Source organism: Vibrio sp. PID23_8, from assembly GCF_003584965.1.
In the GTDB taxonomy this organism is placed as follows: Bacteria; Pseudomonadota; Gammaproteobacteria; order Enterobacterales; family Vibrionaceae; genus Vibrio.
In genome coordinates, this window is sequence record NZ_LIXE01000010.1 from 1 (window position 1) to 19,428 (window position 19,428).

At 45.6% G+C, this 19,428-nt stretch carries 13 protein-coding genes, 6 tRNA genes and 1 rRNA gene; 13 read left to right on the forward strand and 7 right to left on the reverse strand.

Annotated features, from left to right (window positions below):
- Positions 1 to 102: ribosomal RNA gene (rrf, locus tag AK966_RS15205) — 5S ribosomal RNA — on the forward strand; the annotation flags it as partial.
- Between the two features lie 65 nt (positions 103 to 167).
- A tRNA-Asp gene (locus AK966_RS15210) sits at positions 168 to 244 on the forward strand.
- Positions 245 to 542: 298 nt separating this feature from the next.
- Here AK966_RS15210 and ilvY read toward each other — a convergent pair.
- Positions 543 to 1,433: an HTH-type transcriptional activator IlvY gene (gene ilvY, locus AK966_RS15215; protein WP_119464482.1), complete on the reverse strand. Its 891-nt coding sequence runs from the start codon at positions 1,431 to 1,433 to the stop codon at positions 543 to 545.
- Positions 1,434 to 1,575: 142 nt separating this feature from the next.
- On the opposite strand from ilvY, the gene ilvC reads away from it, so the two are divergent.
- Positions 1,576 to 3,060: a ketol-acid reductoisomerase gene (gene ilvC, locus AK966_RS15220; protein WP_119464483.1), complete on the forward strand. Its 1,485-nt coding sequence runs from the start codon at positions 1,576 to 1,578 to the stop codon at positions 3,058 to 3,060.
- Positions 3,061 to 3,328: 268 nt separating this feature from the next.
- Here ilvC and ubiK read toward each other — a convergent pair whose 3' ends face one another.
- The 4 genes from ubiK to AK966_RS15245 all read right to left on the reverse strand — a co-directional run bounded on the left by ubiK (position 3,329) and on the right by AK966_RS15245 (position 8,553).
- Positions 3,329 to 3,580: a ubiquinone biosynthesis accessory factor UbiK gene (gene ubiK, locus AK966_RS15225; protein WP_099079105.1), complete on the reverse strand. Its 252-nt coding sequence runs from the start codon at positions 3,578 to 3,580 to the stop codon at positions 3,329 to 3,331.
- A gap of 132 nt (positions 3,581 to 3,712) precedes the next feature.
- Complete coding sequence (vmeD, locus tag AK966_RS15235; protein WP_119464484.1) at positions 3,713 to 6,835, reverse strand: multidrug efflux RND transporter permease subunit VmeD; 3,123 nt, start codon at positions 6,833 to 6,835, stop codon at positions 3,713 to 3,715.
- 11 nt (positions 6,836 to 6,846) lie between these two features.
- Entirely contained in the window at positions 6,847 to 7,953 is a 1,107-nt protein-coding gene (locus AK966_RS15240; RefSeq protein ID WP_119464485.1) for an efflux RND transporter periplasmic adaptor subunit, read from the reverse strand.
- A gap of 18 nt (positions 7,954 to 7,971) precedes the next feature.
- Positions 7,972 to 8,553, reverse strand: coding sequence for a TetR/AcrR family transcriptional regulator (locus AK966_RS15245; protein ID WP_099079231.1), 582 nt, complete (start codon positions 8,551 to 8,553; stop codon positions 7,972 to 7,974).
- Positions 8,554 to 8,723: 170 nt separating this feature from the next.
- Here AK966_RS15245 and rep point away from each other — a divergent pair, with 170 nt between their 5' ends.
- A complete protein-coding gene (gene rep, locus AK966_RS15250) occupies positions 8,724 to 10,739 on the forward strand; it encodes a DNA helicase Rep (protein WP_099079108.1) in 2,016 nt (671 codons plus the stop codon).
- A gap of 73 nt (positions 10,740 to 10,812) precedes the next feature.
- On the opposite strand, the gene AK966_RS15255 is transcribed toward rep, so the two are convergent.
- Positions 10,813 to 11,226 (reverse strand): cytochrome c5 family protein, encoded by a 414-nt coding sequence (locus tag AK966_RS15255; RefSeq protein ID WP_099079109.1) that lies wholly within the window; start codon positions 11,224 to 11,226, stop codon positions 10,813 to 10,815.
- A gap of 340 nt (positions 11,227 to 11,566) precedes the next feature.
- On the opposite strand from AK966_RS15255, the gene AK966_RS15260 reads away from it, so the two are divergent.
- The 5 genes from AK966_RS15260 to AK966_RS15280 all read left to right on the forward strand — a co-directional run bounded on the left by AK966_RS15260 (position 11,567) and on the right by AK966_RS15280 (position 12,170).
- Positions 11,567 to 11,643: transfer RNA gene (locus AK966_RS15260), tRNA-Arg, on the forward strand.
- Between the two features lie 33 nt (positions 11,644 to 11,676).
- Positions 11,677 to 11,752 (forward strand) — tRNA-His (locus AK966_RS15265).
- 72 nt (positions 11,753 to 11,824) lie between these two features.
- Positions 11,825 to 11,901, forward strand: a tRNA-Pro gene (locus AK966_RS15270).
- Between the two features lie 49 nt (positions 11,902 to 11,950).
- Positions 11,951 to 12,026: transfer RNA gene (locus tag AK966_RS15275), tRNA-His, on the forward strand.
- Positions 12,027 to 12,093: 67 nt separating this feature from the next.
- Positions 12,094 to 12,170, forward strand: a tRNA-Pro gene (locus tag AK966_RS15280).
- A gap of 325 nt (positions 12,171 to 12,495) precedes the next feature.
- Here the strand turns inward: AK966_RS15280 and AK966_RS15285 are convergent.
- Positions 12,496 to 13,221: an HAD family hydrolase gene (locus AK966_RS15285; protein WP_099079110.1), complete on the reverse strand. Its 726-nt coding sequence runs from the start codon at positions 13,219 to 13,221 to the stop codon at positions 12,496 to 12,498.
- Positions 13,222 to 13,903: 682 nt separating this feature from the next.
- Here AK966_RS15285 and AK966_RS15295 point away from each other — a divergent pair.
- From AK966_RS15295 to AK966_RS15310, 4 genes are all read left to right on the forward strand, one after another.
- Positions 13,904 to 15,619 carry an ABC transporter ATP-binding protein gene (locus AK966_RS15295; protein WP_119464486.1) on the forward strand — a complete coding sequence of 572 codons (1,716 nt, stop codon included), beginning with the start codon at positions 13,904 to 13,906 and terminating at the stop codon, positions 15,617 to 15,619.
- A 108-nt stretch (positions 15,620 to 15,727) separates the two neighbouring features.
- Positions 15,728 to 17,281: an ABC transporter substrate-binding protein gene (locus AK966_RS15300; RefSeq protein ID WP_099079112.1), complete on the forward strand. Its 1,554-nt coding sequence runs from the start codon at positions 15,728 to 15,730 to the stop codon at positions 17,279 to 17,281.
- A 147-nt stretch (positions 17,282 to 17,428) separates the two neighbouring features.
- Complete coding sequence (locus AK966_RS15305; RefSeq protein ID WP_099079113.1) at positions 17,429 to 18,406, forward strand: ABC transporter permease; 978 nt, start codon at positions 17,429 to 17,431, stop codon at positions 18,404 to 18,406.
- A 2-nt stretch (positions 18,407 to 18,408) separates the two neighbouring features.
- Positions 18,409 to 19,365, forward strand: coding sequence for an ABC transporter permease (locus AK966_RS15310; protein WP_099079114.1), 957 nt, complete (start codon positions 18,409 to 18,411; stop codon positions 19,363 to 19,365).
- Positions 19,366 to 19,428: the final 63 nt, after the last annotated feature.

Below are 19,428 nucleotides of genomic sequence, written 5' to 3' on the forward strand. Positions count from 1 at the left end.
ATTTTGGACCCACCTGATTTCCATGCCGAACTCAGAAGTGAAACGAAATAGCGCCGATGGTAGTGTGGGGCTTCCCCATGTGAGAGTAGGACATCGCCAGGCTTTTAATTTAAGGTACTTGTTCTGAACGACAAGTATCGGATAAAACAAAAGTTTTATCTCCGTGTGGAGCGGTAGTTCAGTTGGTTAGAATACCGGCCTGTCACGCCGGGGGTCGCGGGTTCGAGTCCCGTCCGCTCCGCCATTTATTCAGACAAAGCCCTAGCAGCAATGCTAGGGCTTTTTCGTATGTGTAATATTTGACTAGCATTCCCAAAGCGTTTTGTATTAATAACTGGCTTTTAATATCGGCCTAAATAAGTCTTTTATGCTCTTTACTGACTAGAATCATTAGTAAACTATATAACATTAGGCTCTAAAGTTATGGCTTTGAGAGCTTGTTACCTAATTATTTCCAAAGCTATTTTCCTAGAACTCGAATTAATAACAGAGTTCTGAATCCTGTATCTTGAGGTCACTTGAGCATAGAGATATCGTCCTTTCTATAAAGAAATATATTTGCTCTCAGCAACTTCCCATAGTGCTTTTACTAACGGATTTTCAAGTTGGCTTTTTGCACAGCAGACACCGAGCTCAAATGGCTTGATTGGTAGGACTTTGAGTCTGTTGATCTTTTCTCTTACTGGACTATTGTTGATTACTACATCTGGAGCAATACCGACACCACACCCTAGAGCTACCATGCTAACAATCGCTTCGTGACCAGCAACTTGTGCATAGATATTTGGTTTAATCTTCATCTGTTTAAACCAAACATTCGCTCTTTCTCTTGCTGTCCCGGCTTCAGGGAGAATAAACGGAATTGCAGCCCAGTCTGGTCTATCTTTTTGTAACTCTTCAGCGAAGGTGCTTACTCCAAGCGGAGCTATTACAGACAGCGGTATTTCACTAATGGGTTCGAAGGCGACTTTAGCGGGTAGTTGGTCTGGTTTTGCAGATATTGCAATATCTGCCTCGTCGGACAAGATTTTATCGATGGCTTGCGCTGGATCGCCTGTCGATAGTTTGAACTCAATGAAGGGGTGTTGCAGACGAAATTCAGAGATCAGTTCTGGCAAATGGCTATAGCTTGCAGTGACGGAGCAAAAGAGTCGTATCTCGCCTTTTAATTCATCCTCAGTTCCTTTTATATGGCTTTGATACTGCTGCCATTCACTGATAATTTTTAAAGCAACGGGTAATAGCTTTTTACCTTGGACGGTTAATTCCACGCTTCTGTTATCACGCAGAAACAGTAGTTGATGAGTTTCATCTTCGAGTTTTTGGATCTGTCGACTCAAAGCTGATGGGCTAATGTGCATTGCTGATGCGGTCTTAGCAAAGCTTTTACTGTCACACAGATGAATGAACAGTTGCAGGCTTTTGATATTCATTAAATCGTCACTTCCATGTTGCATAAATTGCAATGATTAATTGTGAATATATCACTTTCAGCAACAGAATGTCTGTTTTAGTATGACACCATTCGGTAAGAGAAATGCCGACCTCTATGGAAGAATGTTAAGGAGCACCAAGATGGCTAACTATTTCAATACTTTAAACCTACGCGAGCAGCTAGACCAATTAGGTCGTTGTCGTTTCATGGACCGCAGCGAATTTGCAACAGAAGCGGATTACCTGAAAGGTAAGAAAGTCGTTATCGTTGGTTGTGGTGCTCAAGGCCTAAACCAAGGTCTAAACATGCGTGACTCTGGTCTAAACGTAGCGTACGCTCTTCGTCAGGCAGCGATTGACGAGCAGCGCCAGTCTTACAAGAACGCAAAAGAGAACGGTTTTGAAGTAGCAAGCTATGAAACGTTAATCCCAGAAGCAGACCTAGTAATCAACCTTACGCCAGACAAGCAACATACAAACGTTGTAGAAACGGTAATGCCGCTAATGAAGCAAGGCGCTGCACTAGGTTACTCACACGGTTTCAATGTGGTTGAAGAAGGCATGCAAATCCGTAAAGATCTAACGGTTGTTATGGTTGCACCTAAATGTCCAGGTACAGAAGTACGTGAAGAGTACAAGCGTGGTTTTGGTGTTCCAACACTGATTGCAGTTCACCCAGAGAATGACCCTAAAGGCGAGGGCTGGGATATCGCTAAAGCATGGGCTGCAGGCACTGGTGGTCACCGTGCAGGTTGTTTAGAATCTTCATTCGTTGCAGAAGTTAAATCTGACCTAATGGGTGAGCAAACTATCCTATGTGGCATGCTACAAGCCGGCTCTATCGTATGTTACGAGAAGATGATCGCTGACGGCATTGATCCAAGCTACGCAGGTAAACTACTTCAGTACGGTTGGGAAACCATCACAGAAGCACTGAAATTCGGTGGCATCACACACATGATGGACCGTCTATCAAACCCTGCGAAAATCAAAGCATTCGAGCTTTCTGAAGAGCTGAAAGAGCTAATGCGTCCGCTTTACAATAAGCACATGGATGACATCATCACAGGTGAGTTCTCAAGCACTATGATGGCTGACTGGGCAAATGATGACGCAAACCTTCTAGGCTGGCGTGAAGAAACAGGTGAAACGGCGTTTGAGAACTACCCAGCAGGTGACGTTGAAATTTCAGAGCAAGAGTACTTTGACAACGGTATCCTAATGGTTGCAATGGTTCGTGCCGGTGTAGAGCTTGCGTTTGAAGCAATGACGGCTTCTGGCATCATCGATGAATCCGCGTACTACGAGTCACTGCACGAACTACCGCTTATCGCCAACACAGTAGCACGTAAGCGTTTATACGAAATGAACGTAGTAATTTCAGATACAGCAGAGTATGGAAACTACCTTTTTGCAAACGTAGCAACGCCGCTACTGCGTGAGAAATTCATGCCTTCAGTATCAACTGACGTGATTGGTAAAGGTTTAGGCTTAATATCTAACCAAGTTGATAACGCAACGCTAATCGCTGTAAATGACGCTATTCGTAACCATCCGGTTGAGTATATCGGTGAAGAGCTACGTGGGTACATGACGGATATGAAGAACATCGCGGTAGGCGGCTAATTATTTGCTTTAAGGTTCCATTTCGGTGTCGAAGGTGCTCATTTAGTATCGTAAACACCGAGCCTTCTCCTAGAAATGAAACCTTAATTCTGCGTAATTCGCTAACTGAAGTGAGCAAAGAACTCCAGACAGACTGGGGTCAATAAATACAACATATAACACAACATCTAAATAAAAGGCTTGGTCTCCGTTGACCAAGCCTTTTTGTTTTTTTCGATTATCAAGCCTGACATTGGAAAAACGCTTCAACTAGAGGAGCATTTTAGAACTATTTATCAGCTAGCTTTTCTTCAAGCGCGGCTAATTTTCTTTCCATTTCGGTCAGTTTTTGACGTGTCCGGAGTAATACTTGAGTCTGAACATCAAACTCTTCACGGCTTACAACGTCGAGCTTGTTAAGTTGGCCTTGGATAACTTGTCGAACTTTCTGATCGACGTCAGCGCCTAGCTCTTTGACAGGTTGCGGCATTGAGTCGTGAATTTGTTTAGCGATTTGCTCTAATTTCTTTGGGTCAAACATAGTGGCTAAAACTCCTTTTGATTTGCCCACATTTTATGTAAATGATACGTGAATGTCGCCATTTTAGATGACAAAAAAGAGAGTGGTCATAAAAAAGGTCACCGAAGTGACCTTGTTCTTAGCTTGTGACGCTTATTTGTTTCCTGCTAACTCGCGATGAGCCGCTTTTGCTTCATCTACTCGCGCTAACTTTTCCAGGTCTTTGTCTTCAACAAACACTGGTAGTGGCTTGTGTTTCTCAGCAAGGTAGCTGTAAATCACAGGCAGTACGAATAGCGTAAACAGTGTACCGATTGCTAGGCCAGCAACGATGACGATACCGATACTGAAGCGTTGAGCGGCACCAGCGCCTGTCGCGTACATTAGTGGAATAAGGCCCGCGATCATGGCAGCCGTTGTCATTAGGATCGGACGAAGACGAACTTTCGCCGCTTCCATTACTGCATCGATACGCGATAGCTTGTTATGTAGCTGCTCTTCTTTCGCAACCTCACAGATCAAGATACCATGCTTGGTAATTAGACCAACGAGCGTGATCAGGCCGACCTGTGAGTAGATGTTCATTGTTGCTGTTCCCCAGGCGAGCGCAATCAATGCACCACAAATCGCTAGCGGAACCGATACCATGATCACAATTGGATCGCGGATGGATTCAAACTGAATCGCCAGTACTAGGAAGATGATTGCTAATGCCAAACCGAATGTTGCGTAGAGTGCACTACCTTCGGTTACAAATTGACGCGCTTCACCCATGTAGTCATGGTTGTAGCCTGCAGGCAATTTGTTTTGAGCAATATCTTCAAACCAATTGATTGCATCACCCATCGCGATGCCTGGTGACGGTACTGCACCGACCGTTGCTGAGTTTAGCTGGTTAAAGTGGGGCAGTGAGCGAGGCTCAGCAACTACATCAATGGTAATTAAGCTGCCTAGAGGCACCGCTTCCCCGTCAACCGATCGAACGTAATAGTTCTTCATCGACTCAGGGTTTAGACGCCATTTTCGCTCTACTTGAGGAATCACCTCATATGAACGGCCATTTAGGTCGATACGGTTTACGTAACCGTCCGCCATCATGGTACTTAGCGTTACGCCGATGTCTTGCATGGTCACGCCGTAAGCGCCAGCTTTATCCTTATCGATGCTGATCTTCATCGTGGCTGAATCGTAGTTAAGATCAAGATCTGAGTACACGAACATCGGGCTAGTCGATACGTTAGCGAGAATATCACTGGCAATAGTAAACAAGCTTTCGAAGCTGTTTGGCGTAGTGATCACGAACTGAATCGGTAGGCCTGAGCCAGCTCCAGGTAGCTCTGGCATCTGGAAAGCCGTGACAGACATTCCAGGCACGTGAGACACCAGTTCACCAACGCGCTTAGTGATTTCTGCCTGACTTGCTTCACGCTGACTCCAAGGTTTTAGTGTCGCGAGACCGAACGCTTGGTTTGAGTTTGGAACACCGTTAAACACCTGTGCGTACTCTACTTCTGGCTGATCAGACAGAATTTTGTTTACGTCATTCATGGTGTTTTGGATGTAATCCAAGTTCGCGTTTGATGGAGCGGTACCCAACAGAACCACAACGCCTTTATCTTCAGAAGGTGCGAGCTCACTTGGAATGAACTTAAACAGAACCGGTAAGCTAGCAAAGACGATGACCGCAAATGCCATAATCACGGGACGATGTGCCATTACAGCTCTCAACATCTTCTCGTAGCGATTGGTCATGCCATCCAATATGAGGTGAACTTTTTGTTCGAACTTGCTCGGTTGTTCGTTAGCTTTGAGCATTTTTGAACACATCATCGGAGACAATGTTAGTGCGATGATACCTGAAACAAACACCGCTCCAGCTAGTGTTAGCGCGAATTCTTTAAATAGTGAACCCGTAATGCCCCCCATCAGTGCGATTGGCGCATAAACGGCACCCAAGGTTAGTGTCATCGCAATAACCGGAATCGCAATTTCACGCGTACCAATGATTGCCGCACGGAATGGTGATTCACCTTCTTTAATATGACGGTCAACGTTTTCTAGTACAACGATTGCGTCATCCACCACCAGACCGATGGCGAGTACCATTGCCAGCAGCGTCATCAAGTTCCAAGAGAAGCCCATCGCCTGCATGATCATCGCAACACCAATCAATGATAGTGGGATAGTAACGATAGGGATGATTACTGCACGGAATGAACCTAGGAACAGGGTGATCACAATTAGTACGATCACAGCGGCTTCGACAATCGTTTTCACAACCTCGTGAATCGATTCATTGATCGCTATGGTTGAGTCGTACATCACGTTCATTTTGATGTTACTTGGCAAGTTGCGTTCAAGTTGAGGCAACAGCTTCAGTACATCAGTTGCGATGTTGATAGGGTTTGCACTTGGTGCCGCATTGATTGCTGCAACCACAGCTTCCTTGCCGTTTGCACTAGCGCGGTAAACATCGTGACTCTTTGCTAACGAGACTTTGGCAATATCACCAAGGCGTATCACGTCACCGTCGCCTGTCTTCACAACTAGCGCTTCAAGTTCAGCAACGTTAGATACCTGAGTATCCGCGCTACCGTTATAAAGAACGAATTCACCCGTTGCTTGGCCAGTTGCCGACTGGTAGTTGTTTGCGTTCAGAACGCCCATTACATCCGTCGCAGCCAGCTTAAGAGCCCCCATTTTCGCCGGATCTAGCCATACGCGAAGTGCGTATTTCATGCCACCGTAAAGGTCGACTTTTGATACACCGTTTACCGTGAACAGTTGCGGGTTGATTACACGTTCAAGGTAGTCGGTGATCTGGCTTGAAGACAACTCATCACTGGTGAAACCAATATACAGTACTGCAGTTGTTGAACCAGTCGACATGGTAACGGTAGGGTCTTCCGCTTCTTTAGGAAGCTGAGATCGTACGGAGTTTGTTTTCGCCAAAATGTCAGCCAACGCTGCATTTGGGTCCGTGTTCAGCTTCATGTTAACGGTAATGGTTGAAGTACCTAAAACTGAAGATGAAGTCATGTAATCGATATTATCGGCTTGAGCAACAGCTTGCTCCAAGGGCTGAGTAATAAATCCTTGGATCAAGTTAGCACTTGCACCGTAATAACTGGTGGTGACGGTAACCACCGTATTTGTCATTTCAGGGTATTCGCGAACCTGCATTTTGAACACAGCTTGTAAACCAAGCAACGCAATCAAAAAACTGATCGATACCGCCAGAACTGGACGTTTAATAAAAACATCAGTAAAGCGCATGATGCCTCCAATTAAAGCATTGGTGTTACTGTAGGTAGGGTAAGGGCATCATCTTCAACGATGCTTACTTTAGCGTGATTGCTCAAACGGATTTGACCTGATGTCACTACCACATCTCCTGGTTTTACACCGTTTAAGATATGCGCGATGTCTTTGGTACGTTCACCTACTTTGACAACATGTTGCTTAACGCGTTTTTCGCCATTTTCGTCCGTCACGATGTATACGTTATCACCGTACAAGGTAAAGGTGATCGCAGTTTGTTGCAGTGTTACTTGGTTCTCTAACTTCGGCAAAATGATATTTGCTCGCGCAAACATGCCACTACGAAGCTTACCATCACTGTTTGGAATGTCTGCTTGAACTTGGATTAGACCACTCTGTACGTTAACCGCCGGTTCGATTGCTGAAATTGACCCTTTGAAAGACTTATCCGGATAAGCATCAACAAAGATATCTACCTCTTGGCCTAGTGTGATACGAGAGATATCAGTTTGAGGTACGGTAAAACGCAGACGCATTACGCTTGTATCTTCTAGTCGTACAATATCAGTGCCTGTTTGTAGATACTGACCAAGGTAAACATTACGAATACCAACGACACCAGCAAAAGGAGCTTTGATTTCACGACGGTCGATGGTCGCTTTTAGACTTTCGATATCCGCTTTAAGTGAGAAGTAATTTGCTTCCGCTTCATCGTACGCTTCTTTAGAGATAGAGCCTTTTTTGAAGAGGCCTTGGTAGCGTTTGTATTTCGCTTGAGCAGCAGGTAGTTTTGCTTGAATGCTTTTTAGGTTTGCCTTTTCCACATCAGAGTCTAGATAAACCAAAGGTTGGCCTTCTTCAACTTGTGTGCCTGAATGGAAAGTGATTTTATCAATCACACCACTGGTTTCGTTAGCAATCGTAACCCCTTGGTTTGGTTCGATAAAGCCAATTGCTTCAATCACCGGTACCCAGTCTACCGCTTTTACTTCCGTGACCGTTACAGGAAACTCTGGCTCCGGACGATTCGCCATGTATTCAGCAATTTTCTGTTGCTTGAATAAGTTGAAACCTATCACGCTCCCAAATAGGAGAATTGCGATAAGTAACATAAAGAAAGTCCACTTTTTCATTCTTATAAGAACTCCAAGTTAGTGTTTAATAATTGCATCCCAACTGGCCTCGATGGTTGCTTCCAACGCATCGTCATCCAATTGATAAAACCCCAAAGCATGTTTTCTAGCAAGTGCGACACAAGCTTCAAAACTTAACCCTGAAAGAATTTCGTTATCGAGGGGTTTGAAAACACCCTCGGCTTTGCCTTGATCAAAAAGGCGATTTACTTGGGCAAACATTTGTCGTTCAAGTTTCCGTGTATTTTTACGATTTGCACAGGGTAATGATTCATATTGGACACGACTGCTTATTATGTCTGAATTTGAACCAGCTAAGCGCCAAATATTGAGCCACATAGTACAGTAACGTTCTTTCAAGGCCATGTTGTCATGAACATCTGCCTGAACAGCGTTCGCAATACGTTTGGTTACGTTAAGGCGAACTTCCTCTAAAAGATGTTCTTTATCTGAGAAATAACGATAAATTGTACCTGCCGCAACACCAGCCTCAGCCGCAAGCTTGTGCATAGAAAGGCCGTGAAAGCCTGATTCCGCAATCAAACGTTCTGCGGCAGCAATGATTTGCTCGTATTTATCGCCAGTAGTGTTATTGGTCATAACCCCATCACCAAATGAATGAACGTTCATTCATTATAGCTTGATTCCTAGTTGGAAATACAACAGAGTGTTGCAAATGTCAGCGTAAACTTTACGTGAAAATGACCGTAGATTTCATACGATCGCCCCTTTATCATAGGCACCACTATTTCCACCCACAGAGAATTGTTATGAAGCTGAACCCTAGACAAGACGAAGCCGTTAAGTACGTATCAGGCCCATGCTTGGTACTTGCAGGGGCTGGTTCGGGTAAAACTCGTGTAATTACCAATAAAATCGCTTATTTGGTTCAGCAGTGTGGTTACAAGGCTCGTAATATCGCAGCAGTCACCTTTACCAACAAAGCCGCGCGTGAGATGAAAGAGCGTGTTGGTCAAACATTAGGTAAAGCGGAAGCGAAAGGGTTAATGGTTTCGACCTTTCACACTTTAGGTCTTAATATCATCAAGCGTGAATACAAAGCGCTTGGGCTAAAGTCGGGTTTCTCGTTATTTGATGACCAAGACCAGTTAGCATTGCTAAAAGAACTGACAGAAAAGCAGTTGGATGGAGACAAAGACTTGTTACGTCAATTGCTAAGCTGTATTTCTAATTGGAAGAACGACATGTTGTCGCCAGAGCAAGCTAAAGCGCAGGCAAAAGGTGAGCAGCAACAGTTATTTGCTTTCTGCTTTGAGATGTACCAAAAGCAGATGAAGGCTTATAACGCGCTCGACTTTGATGACTTGATACTGATGCCAGTATTATTGCTGCGAAATCATGAAGAAGTGCGCCAGCGTTGGCAGAGTCGTATTCGCTACCTGTTGGTGGATGAATACCAGGATACTAATACCAGTCAGTATGAATTGGTAAGATTGATTGTGGGTGAGCGAGGGCGCTTGACTGTCGTTGGTGATGATGACCAGTCTATCTACTCGTGGCGTGGGGCGAAGCCGCAAAATTTGGTGCTGCTTGGTGAAGATTACCCAAATCTGCGTTTGATTAAGCTAGAGCAGAACTATCGCTCGACGAGCCGTATTTTGCGTGCGGCAAATATCTTGATCGCCAATAACCCACACGTATATGAAAAATCTCTGTTCTCAGAAATTCCAGACGGTGAAAAACTCAAGGTACTATTGGCGAAAAATGAAGAGCATGAAGCCGAGCGTGTCACCGGAGAGTTGATTGCACACCGATTCCTGAATCGTACTGAGTATAAAAATTACGCGGTGTTATACCGAGGGAATCATCAGTCACGTTTGATTGAAAAGTCACTGATGCAGAACCGAGTGCCATACAAGCTGTCTGGTGGTACGTCTTTCTTTGCCCGTTCAGAAATCAAAGATATCATGGCTTATCTGCGAGTACTGGTGAACCCTGATGATGACAATGCCTTTCTACGTATTGTGAACACACCTAGACGTGAAATTGGCCCTGTTACTTTAGAAAAACTAGGCAGTTACGCCAACATGCGCGGTAAGAGTCTGTTTGAAGTCAGTTTTGAAATGGGGCTTGAGCAGCACCTTACTGGTCGTGGATTGGAAAACCTGCGCCGCTTTACTCACTGGTTAGTAGCGATCGCTGATCAAGCTGAGCGAGGTGACACCGTTGAAGCCGTGCGTTCGCTGGTTCGAGATATTCACTACGAAGACTGGTTGTATGAAACTTCTGCCAGCCCAAAAGCGGCGGAGATGCGAATGAAGAACGTATCGGAGCTTTACTCTTGGATCGTGTCGGACCTCGAGGGGGATAACTACGATCAGGAAGAAAAAACGCTAAAAGAAGTGGTTCAGCGGTTAACTCTACGCGACATGATGGAGCGTGGTGAGGAAGATGAAGACAGCGACGCGGTGCAGCTAATGACGCTTCATGCATCAAAAGGTCTAGAGTTCCCGTTTGTATACTTGATCGGTTCGGAAGAAGGGATATTGCCGCACCAAACCAGTATTGATGAAGACAACGTCGAAGAAGAGCGTCGCTTGATGTACGTCGGTATTACACGTGCGCAGCGCGAGCTGACTTTTACGATGTGTAAAGAGCGTCGACAGTTTGGTGAATTGATTAAACCGACCCAAAGCCGTTTTTTGGATGAGTTACCATTTGATGATGTGGAATGGGAAATCAACAAAAAGCCAGTCTCCCAAGAAGAGCGCATGGCGAAAGGACAAGCACATATCGCCAATTTACGTTCAATGTTTAAGAAATAGCGTTATCGTCGATGACGGCACAAAACAAAAAGGCTTGCCATTTGGCAAGCCTTTCTCATTTCTAAATGATGGTTTATAGGTCTTTGATCATGTGGTCGATGGCTGCAATGATTTCATCATCAGAACAGTCCATACAGGAGCCTTTTGCTGGCATTGCGTTGAAGCCTTGAATCGCGTGATCGGTCATTACATCTTTGCCTTGAGCAATACGTGGAGCCCAATCAGCAGCATCGCCAGTTTTTGGTGCGCCACTCACACCAGAAGCGTGACAAGCAATACAGAACGTGCCGTAAACAGAAGCGCCATCGCGTGGTCCTGTTGGCTCTGCTTTTACAGGCTCTGCACCAGCTAGATACACATCACCGACAGGTTTGATGCGCTCTGCGATCGCATCGTATTCAGTTTGGCTGATGTCAGAAGCTAAAGCTGCCGTAGAAAAAGTTAAGGCAGCGAACAAAACGCTAATCATTCGTCGAGACATATCCATTAAACCCACTTCACATTCCCGAGGTAAGTGACTTACCTATTTATATAGTTAGAGTATTGAAACCAGTTCGAAAAAATATTTGAAAAAATTTTATCGAGTGGCGTAAATTGATTAAACAACAACGTTGCGACTGTTAAATCGATGTAAATAATGGGTGATTATATCCCGATAAGTTGTTGCAATAAACCACAAGTTATCCACGACAGGGCGTGAATCACACCAAAAAGCCAGTTTTAAGGTGGCTAACTGTCGAAAAAGAGACCAAACAATAAAAAAAGTAAAAAAAGTACTAGACGGCATAGGATGATATCCGTATTATTCCTCTCCGCCGATAGGGCATGCGCCCGTAGCTCAGTTGGATAGAGCGTTGGCCTCCGGAGCCAAAGGTCGAAGGTTCGAATCCTTTCGGGCGTACCATTCGCCAAAAGGTTATCGGTAAAAATTTTAGTGGTGGCTATAGCTCAGTTGGTAGAGTCCCGGATTGTGATTCCGGTTGTCGCGGGTTCAAATCCCGTTAGCCACCCCATTCTTTCCTTTTAGGCTAGAATGCGGTAGCATTGCTTCCCTTCTTGATGTTAAATCAAGATAAAACATAAGTCGGTGAATAGCGCAGCTTGGTAGCGCATCTGGTTTGGGACCAGAGGGTCGGGGGTTCGAATCCCTCTTCACCGACCACTATTTAGTTTATGGCTATACTAGAGCGGTAAACGAAACAAATTTGATGGTGGCTATAGCTCAGTTGGTAGAGTCCCGGATTGTGATTCCGGTTGTCGCGGGTTCAAATCCCGTTAGCCACCCCATTATTTAAGGTGACTTCTTTAGTTGAAGTGTCCTGTTGGATTTGAGAAAATCAAACGAAACATAAGTCGGTGAATAGCGCAGCTTGGTAGCGCATCTGGTTTGGGACCAGAGGGTCGGGGGTTCGAATCCCTCTTCACCGACCATCATTAGAAAGCCTGCTTTTTAGCAGGCTTTCGTCGTTTTAGAGCTTATTACATCGCTTGGACTGCATTAGTCGGCAATGTATCCATGGATTTGAACCCAAGTGGGGTTCGCCTGAAGTTAGAATATGGCTCTTCACCGACTACGATTTAAAGCCTCAGTCGAATGACTGGGGCTTTTTGGCATTTGTCATCTTCAAAAATTGGCACTTAATTTCAAGCTCTCCAGAAATGTACAGCTCTAGGCGCTTTTGACCACCCATGATCTAAATGCTTTTCGATCTGACAAAAGAAACCCCAGCGCGGTGGCTAGGGTTAATTTAGTTTGTTATTGAGCAAGGGTTTTTAGGATCTCGTTTAACTCAACCGTTTCTTTCACTTCATAGTTCGGCTTGATATCGGTTGGGTTTGTCGAGCCTGTTGCGTTAACCCATACGCTTAGAATACCCATATTGTTGGCGCCAGCGATGTCTGCTAGTAGAGAATCACCGATATGGAGCGCTTCTTCTGGCTTCACGTCAACAAGGTTGAGTGCTTTATGGAAGATGCTTGCAGCAGGCTTTTCTTCTGGCTCTTCACCGCCGACGATAATGTGGTCTACCCATTCACTCATTTGAGTTGCTTTGAGTTTGGGATGCTGGGAGAAGATAGGGCCATTAGTGATCACCACGAGTTTGTAATGCTGGCGAAGATTGTTCAGCATTTCCTTCACACCCGGCAAGAAGGTAAATGCCCTCATACGAGCGGAATCAAAATAGTGTTGAGCCTGTTGAGCTTGTGCTGTGTTGATATGAATACCATGCTCTGCCAGAATGGTTTGGATTAGACCACAGCGGAACGCATTTTCATCTGGCAGTAACGAAACAAGGTGAGGAAATTCGTTATTTAGCTTTTTATATACGCCTTGTAAGTAGCGTTGTACAAAGGCCTCGGAATCTATGACCTGTGGGTAAGTTTTCTGGATCCAAGCGGAAAACTCTTGTCCAGCGACTTTGTCGGCTTGAGAAGTGCCACATAAGGTCTCGTCCATATCAAAAAAAATCGCTTTAAGCACAGGGGCTCCTTCATTCACAACTCGAGATGGGATCTTGATTATCCCTTATCCCAATCAAAATAACAGCGTAAAGCGCGAAATCAGTCTCTCTATTCGCCTGTTTCCGCAAGACTGTGCGATTTATGGTGAGGTTTAAAGTGAGCGCTTTTGTGGGCAACCACTAAACCGCATAAAACACGCATAACTTGGGGGAGGTGAGCGATTTCATTTATTTTGCCGATGTGCTCACGTTTTAGGTTCATGCCGCACGCATGACCTTTAGCTTTTTTTGGTACGGACTATTTTGCTAGTAACATTTTGTGTCGAATAAATTGCTAGTAAACAGGATCTTGTTTTTCAAATGTTAATTTATCCCTGTGAATAGTATGGATACTGTTGGATGAGAGGTTGTGTTTAAATTTGGAGCATATTTCTGTTTATTATGGTGCTTGGCGCACAAAAATAGTGCGCAATTAAAATGGTTAAATACTTGTTAATGCATTTCTATTCGTTCATTATGCGTGTAATTAATGTTTTTTCGGCGGAATATACTTTAATTGTTGCTTTTTTGTGTGATCTTTGACAAATTGTCACCGCATTAAAATTTCAGAGTATTATTCTGAATTTGAACGGATTCATTCAGGTTATAAATGGCGCTAGGTCGCGCGATTTGATACCACAGACAAGGCAGTAGAGGTCTGAAATGTCACTATTAGAGGTGAAAAACCTTCGTATTGAGTACCCATCACGCCACGGTGTCCATGCTGCGGTGAAGTCACTCTCTTTTAATATTGAAAGGGGTGAGATAGTGGGAGTGGTTGGCGAGTCAGGTGCGGGTAAATCCACCGTTGGTAACGCCGTTATTGATTTGCTAAGCCCTCCAGGTCGCATTGCGAGTGGTGATGTGTACCTTGATGGCGAAATTATTTCTGGGCTGTCCCCAGAGGCGATGCGCAAGGTTCGTGGCTCGAAGATTGGTTTCATTTTCCAAGACCCAATGACCTCTCTTAATCCTCTATTTACGGTTGAGCAGCAGCTAAAAGAGACCATCCACGCCAACATGAAAGTGTCGGATGAAGAGGCATACCAACGTGCGTTGTCTCTGATGCAGCAAGTTGGGATTCCCCAACCCGAAAACCGCCTAAAACAGTACCCTCACCAGTTCTCAGGTGGTATGCGCCAGCGTGTCGTTATTGCTATCGCGCTGGCCGGTGAACCTGATCTGATCATCGCCGATGAGCCAACGACAGCACTCGACGTGTCTATCCAAGACCAGATCCTAAACCTTATTCGTGAGTTGTGTCTCAAGAATAATGTAGGCTGTATGTTGGTCACACACGACATGGGTGTGGTGTCTAACGTCACTGACCGTGTTGCAGTAATGTACCGTGGCGATTTGGTCGAGTTTGGCCCAACGGCAAAAGTGCTAGGCGATCCGGACCACCCATACACACGTAGTTTGATCTCTGCCGTTCCTCGCTCTGACGCAAAACTCGATCGCTTCCCATTGGTAAGTTACATCGAAGAAGCGACAGAGATGGAGCCACTAGACATTAAAAATCATTGGCTCGGCCAAAGCCAAGACCAACGTGAGTACACAGGTCCTCTATTGGACGTGAAGAACGTGAATTTACGATTCGTGACCAAAGATTCGTTGTTTGAAAGCCGCCGCGAGTACGTGCAAGCATCAAACAATGTCAGCTTTGAAGTGCACGAGGGTGAGACATTTGGTCTAGTGGGGGAGTCTGGTTCTGGTAAATCGACCATTGCACGTGTGATCGCGGGCTTGTATGAGCCAAACTCTGGTCAAGTGAGTTTCGAAGGCATCGACCTTACGGCGCTGAAATCGGAAAAAGCGCGCCGCCCACTGCGTCGTCAGATGCAGATGGTCTTCCAGAACCCATACACGTCAATGAACCCGCGTATGAAGATTTTTGACATCATCGCGGAGCCAATTCGTTTCCATAAGCTTACTAAGAATGAAGCGGAAACGCGCCGAATTGTGAATGACCTGCTCGATCATGTCGGTTTGGGCAAAATGGCTGGCGTGAAGTACCCACATGAATTTTCCGGTGGTCAGCGCCAGCGTATCTCGATTGCGCGCGCACTGGCGACCCGTCCTCGACTGCTGATTTGTGACGAACCGACATCAGCGTTGGATGTATCGGTACAGGCACAAATCCTGAATTTACTGAAAGATCTGCAAAGTGAACTGAACCTCACCATGCTGTTTATTAGTCACGATTTGCCGGTTATTCGTCAGATGTGTGATCGAGTAGGTGTTATGCAGATGGGCACGCTATTGGAAGTCGCACCCACTGAGCAATTGTTTACTGCTCCTCAGCATGAATACAGTAAGAAATTGATTTCTCTGATGCCTGAATTCACAGGTTTGAGAGAAGAAATCAAAATGGCATAAACCAAGTTTTTCGCTTGGCGGACCATCAAGGTCAACAAACCTCAGTCATAGCAAAGACGCAAACACAACAACAAGGGATCCGGATCCCCGCATGAAGGAGTTATGCAAATGAAAACCATGAAAAGCAAATTAGCAGTGGCGCTAATGGCAGCAGGCCTAAGCTTTAATGCGATGGCAGCAGATATCAAAGTGGGCTACGCCGCTGACCCAGTATCGCTAGACCCGCATGAGCAGCTTTCTGGTGGCACACTGCAAATGTCACACATGGTATTTGACCCTCTCGTTCGTTTCACTCAAGAAATGGACTTTGAGCCTCGACTAGCAGAGAGCTGGGAGCGCGTTAACGACACAACGGTTCGCTTTAAGCTACGTGAAGGCGTAAAGTTTCATTCTGGTAATGACTTAACGGCTGACGATGTGGTGTGGACTTTCGAGCGTCTACAAAGCTCTCCAGACTTTAAAGCTATCTTTGACCCATACGAGAAAATCATCAAGGTAGATGATTACACGTTCGATCTAGTGACCAAGGGTCCATACCCGCTAGTGCTACAAACGGCAACGTACATCTTCCCAATGGACAGCAAGTTCTACTCAGGTCAGACAGCTGACGGCAAAGACAAGTCTGAGCTCGTGAAGCACGGTAACTCATTTGCATCGACCAATGTTTCTGGTACGGGACCATTCATTGTGACGTCTCGTGAGCAGGGCGTAAAAGTGGAATTCGAACGTTTCAAAGATTACTGGGACAAAGAATCGAAAGGTAACGTTGATAAGCTAACGTTAGTACCGATCAAAGAAGACGCAACGCGCGTAGCCGCACTACTTTCTGGCGGTGTTGATATGATTCACCCAGTAGCGCCAAACGATCACAAGCGTGTGAAAGACGCAGAAGGCATCGACCTAGTCACGCTACCAGGTACGCGTATTATCACGTTCCAAATGAACCAAAACAGTAACGAAGCACTGAAAGATGTGCGCGTTCGTCAGGCGATTGTTCACGCCATTAATAACGAAGGTATCGTGAAGAAAATCATGAAAGGCTTCGCAACGGCGGCTGGTCAACAAAGTCCAGTAGGTTACGTAGGTCACGATGACAAATTGGTTCCTCGCTACGATCTGAAAAAAGCAAAACAGCTGATGAAAGAAGCGGGTTACGAGGACGGCTTTACGCTGACCATGATGGCACCAAACAACCGTTACGTGAATGATGCAAAAGTGGCACAAGCGGCAGCAGCAATGCTGTCTAAGATCGGCATCAAGGTTGATTTGAAGACCATGCCTAAAGCGCAATACTGGCCAGAGTTTGATAAGTGTGCGGCTGACATGTTGATGATCGGTTGGCACTCCGATACGGAAGATTCAGCGAACTTCAACGAGTTCCTAACCATGACTCGCAACGAAGAAACAGGCCGTGGTCAGTACAACTGTGGTTACTACTCAAACCCAGAAATGGACAAAATCGTTGAAGCCGCGAACGTAGAAACGGACCCAGCGAAGCGTGCAGAGATGCTGAAAGGTGTTGAAGCGACATTATACAACGACGCCGCATTCGTACCGCTACACTGGCAAAGTGAAGCTTGGGGCGCAAAGTCTAACGTGAAAGCCGCAGACATCGTGAACCCAATGGTAATGCCTTACTTCGGTGACCTAGTGGTTGAGTAATCACGGTTGGTCGCTTTTGAGGAGGGAGGGATGATGTCCCTCCTCAACTTAAAGCACTCGGCTCAGTTTTGTTTCAGTCGGACTGAGTTTTTTTTAGACTGAATTTTCTCTCTGAATAGAGATCTATGGATAGTTAAGGGGCAAGGAATGTTTTCGTTTCTGGTCAAGCGCCTGTTTCAGGCACTGATAGTGATGTTTGTGATCAGTTTGGTGGCGTTTGCCATTCAGGATAACCTGGGTGACCCGCTGCGTGAGCTTGTAGGTCAATCGGTTTCAGAAGCGGAGCGTCAAGCGCTGCGTGACGAACTGGGCCTGAACGATCCCTTTATCACAAAGTACACTCGCTTTGTGGGCAATGCGCTACAAGGTGACTTAGGTACATCTTACTTTTTCAAACGACCTGCGGTTGAGGTGATCCTTGATAAGCTGGTCGCAACGCTTGAGCTCGTGTTTGGTGCGACGCTCATTATTATTCTTCTCTCGATTCCTCTTGGGGTGTATTCCGCAATTCATCCGAAGAGCATTTTTACCAAATTTGTCATGGCGATGAGTAGTGTTGGTATCTCGATCCCGGTGTTTTTAACCGCGATCATGCTGATGTACGTCTTCTCCATTGAGCTGGGCTGGCTACCGTCCTACGGGCGAGGAGAAACCGCAAATGTCTTCGGCTGGGAATCCGGCTTCTTCACCATTGATGGTCTCAAACACTTAATTCTGCCGTGTGTGGCACTAGCGTCTATCATGCTACCGCTGTTTATCCGCTTGGTTCGATCTGAAATGCTGGAAGTACTCAGCTCGGAATACATCAAGTTCGCTAAAGCAAAAGGTTTGAACTTAAATAAAATTTATTACCAACATGCACTTAAAAACACCATGCTACCAGTACTGACGGTCGGTGGCGTGCAGATTGGTACTATGGTGGCTTACACCATTCTTACTGAAACCGTGTTCCAATGGCCGGGTACGGGTTTCCTTTTCCTTGAGGCAATCAACCGTGTCGATACACCGTTGATCACTGCCTACGTTATCTTTGTTGGTCTGATCTTCGTGGTAACCAATACCATCGTTGACTTGCTGTACGGCATCATCAACCCAACTGTGAATCTAACTGGAAAAGGAGCTTAATCATGAGCCAATCAAATGTAACGGCCGCTCCTGAATCCGCACCGTCCGCGTGGGAGCGTTTTAAAAACTCGGACTTCTTGTATTACTTCAAACGCGACAAAGTGGCGATGGCCAGTTTTACGGTGTTTATGATGTTCCTGGTATTGGCGTTGGCCGCCCCAATTTTGGCACCGACAGACCCATATGACCTAACGTCTATCGACATCATGGATTCTGAGCTCCCACCATCATGGATGGAGGGAGGAGAAGAGCGTTTCTTGCTCGGCACCGATGAGCAAGGTCGTGATATTTTATCGACCATTCTATATGGCTCGCGTTTATCACTGACTATCGGCTTTTTAGCGGTAGGTCTGCAGCTGATTCTGGGTATCATCATTGGCCTGTCTGCGGGTTATTTCGGTGGTCGTATTGATAGTTTCTTGATGCGTTTTGCGGATGTGCAGCTGTCGTTCTCGACCATGATGGTGGCGATCATTGTATCGGCCATCTTCAAAGCCAGCTTTGGCAGTGATTTCTACAGCCAATATGCTGTCGTTATGCTGGTGGTGATCATTGGTGTGGCAGAATGGCCGCAATATGCGCGTACGATTCGCGCCTCGGTATTGGCAGAGAAGAAAAAAGAATACGTAGAGGCAGCACGTGTGATGGGCTTTAAAGCGCCTCGCATCATGTTCCGTCACATTCTGCCGAACTGTCTATCGCCAATCTTGGTTATCTCGACGGTACAGGTTGCCAACGCGATCATGTCGGAAGCGGCATTGTCATTCCTCGGTTTGGGTCTTCCTGTCGATCAGCCGTCATTAGGTGCGCTGATCAGCATCGGCTTTAACTACATCTTCTCCGGTGCATGGTGGATCACTGCATTCCCGGGTATTGTTCTGGTTACTTTAGTGTTGGTTATCAACTTATTAGGTGACTGGCTACGTGATGTGTTTAACCCAAAACTGTATAAAGGTTAAGAAAAGCCAACCAAGTCATTGCTTATCGCGTTGATTATTTCCTAAACTGAGAGCCGGATAAAA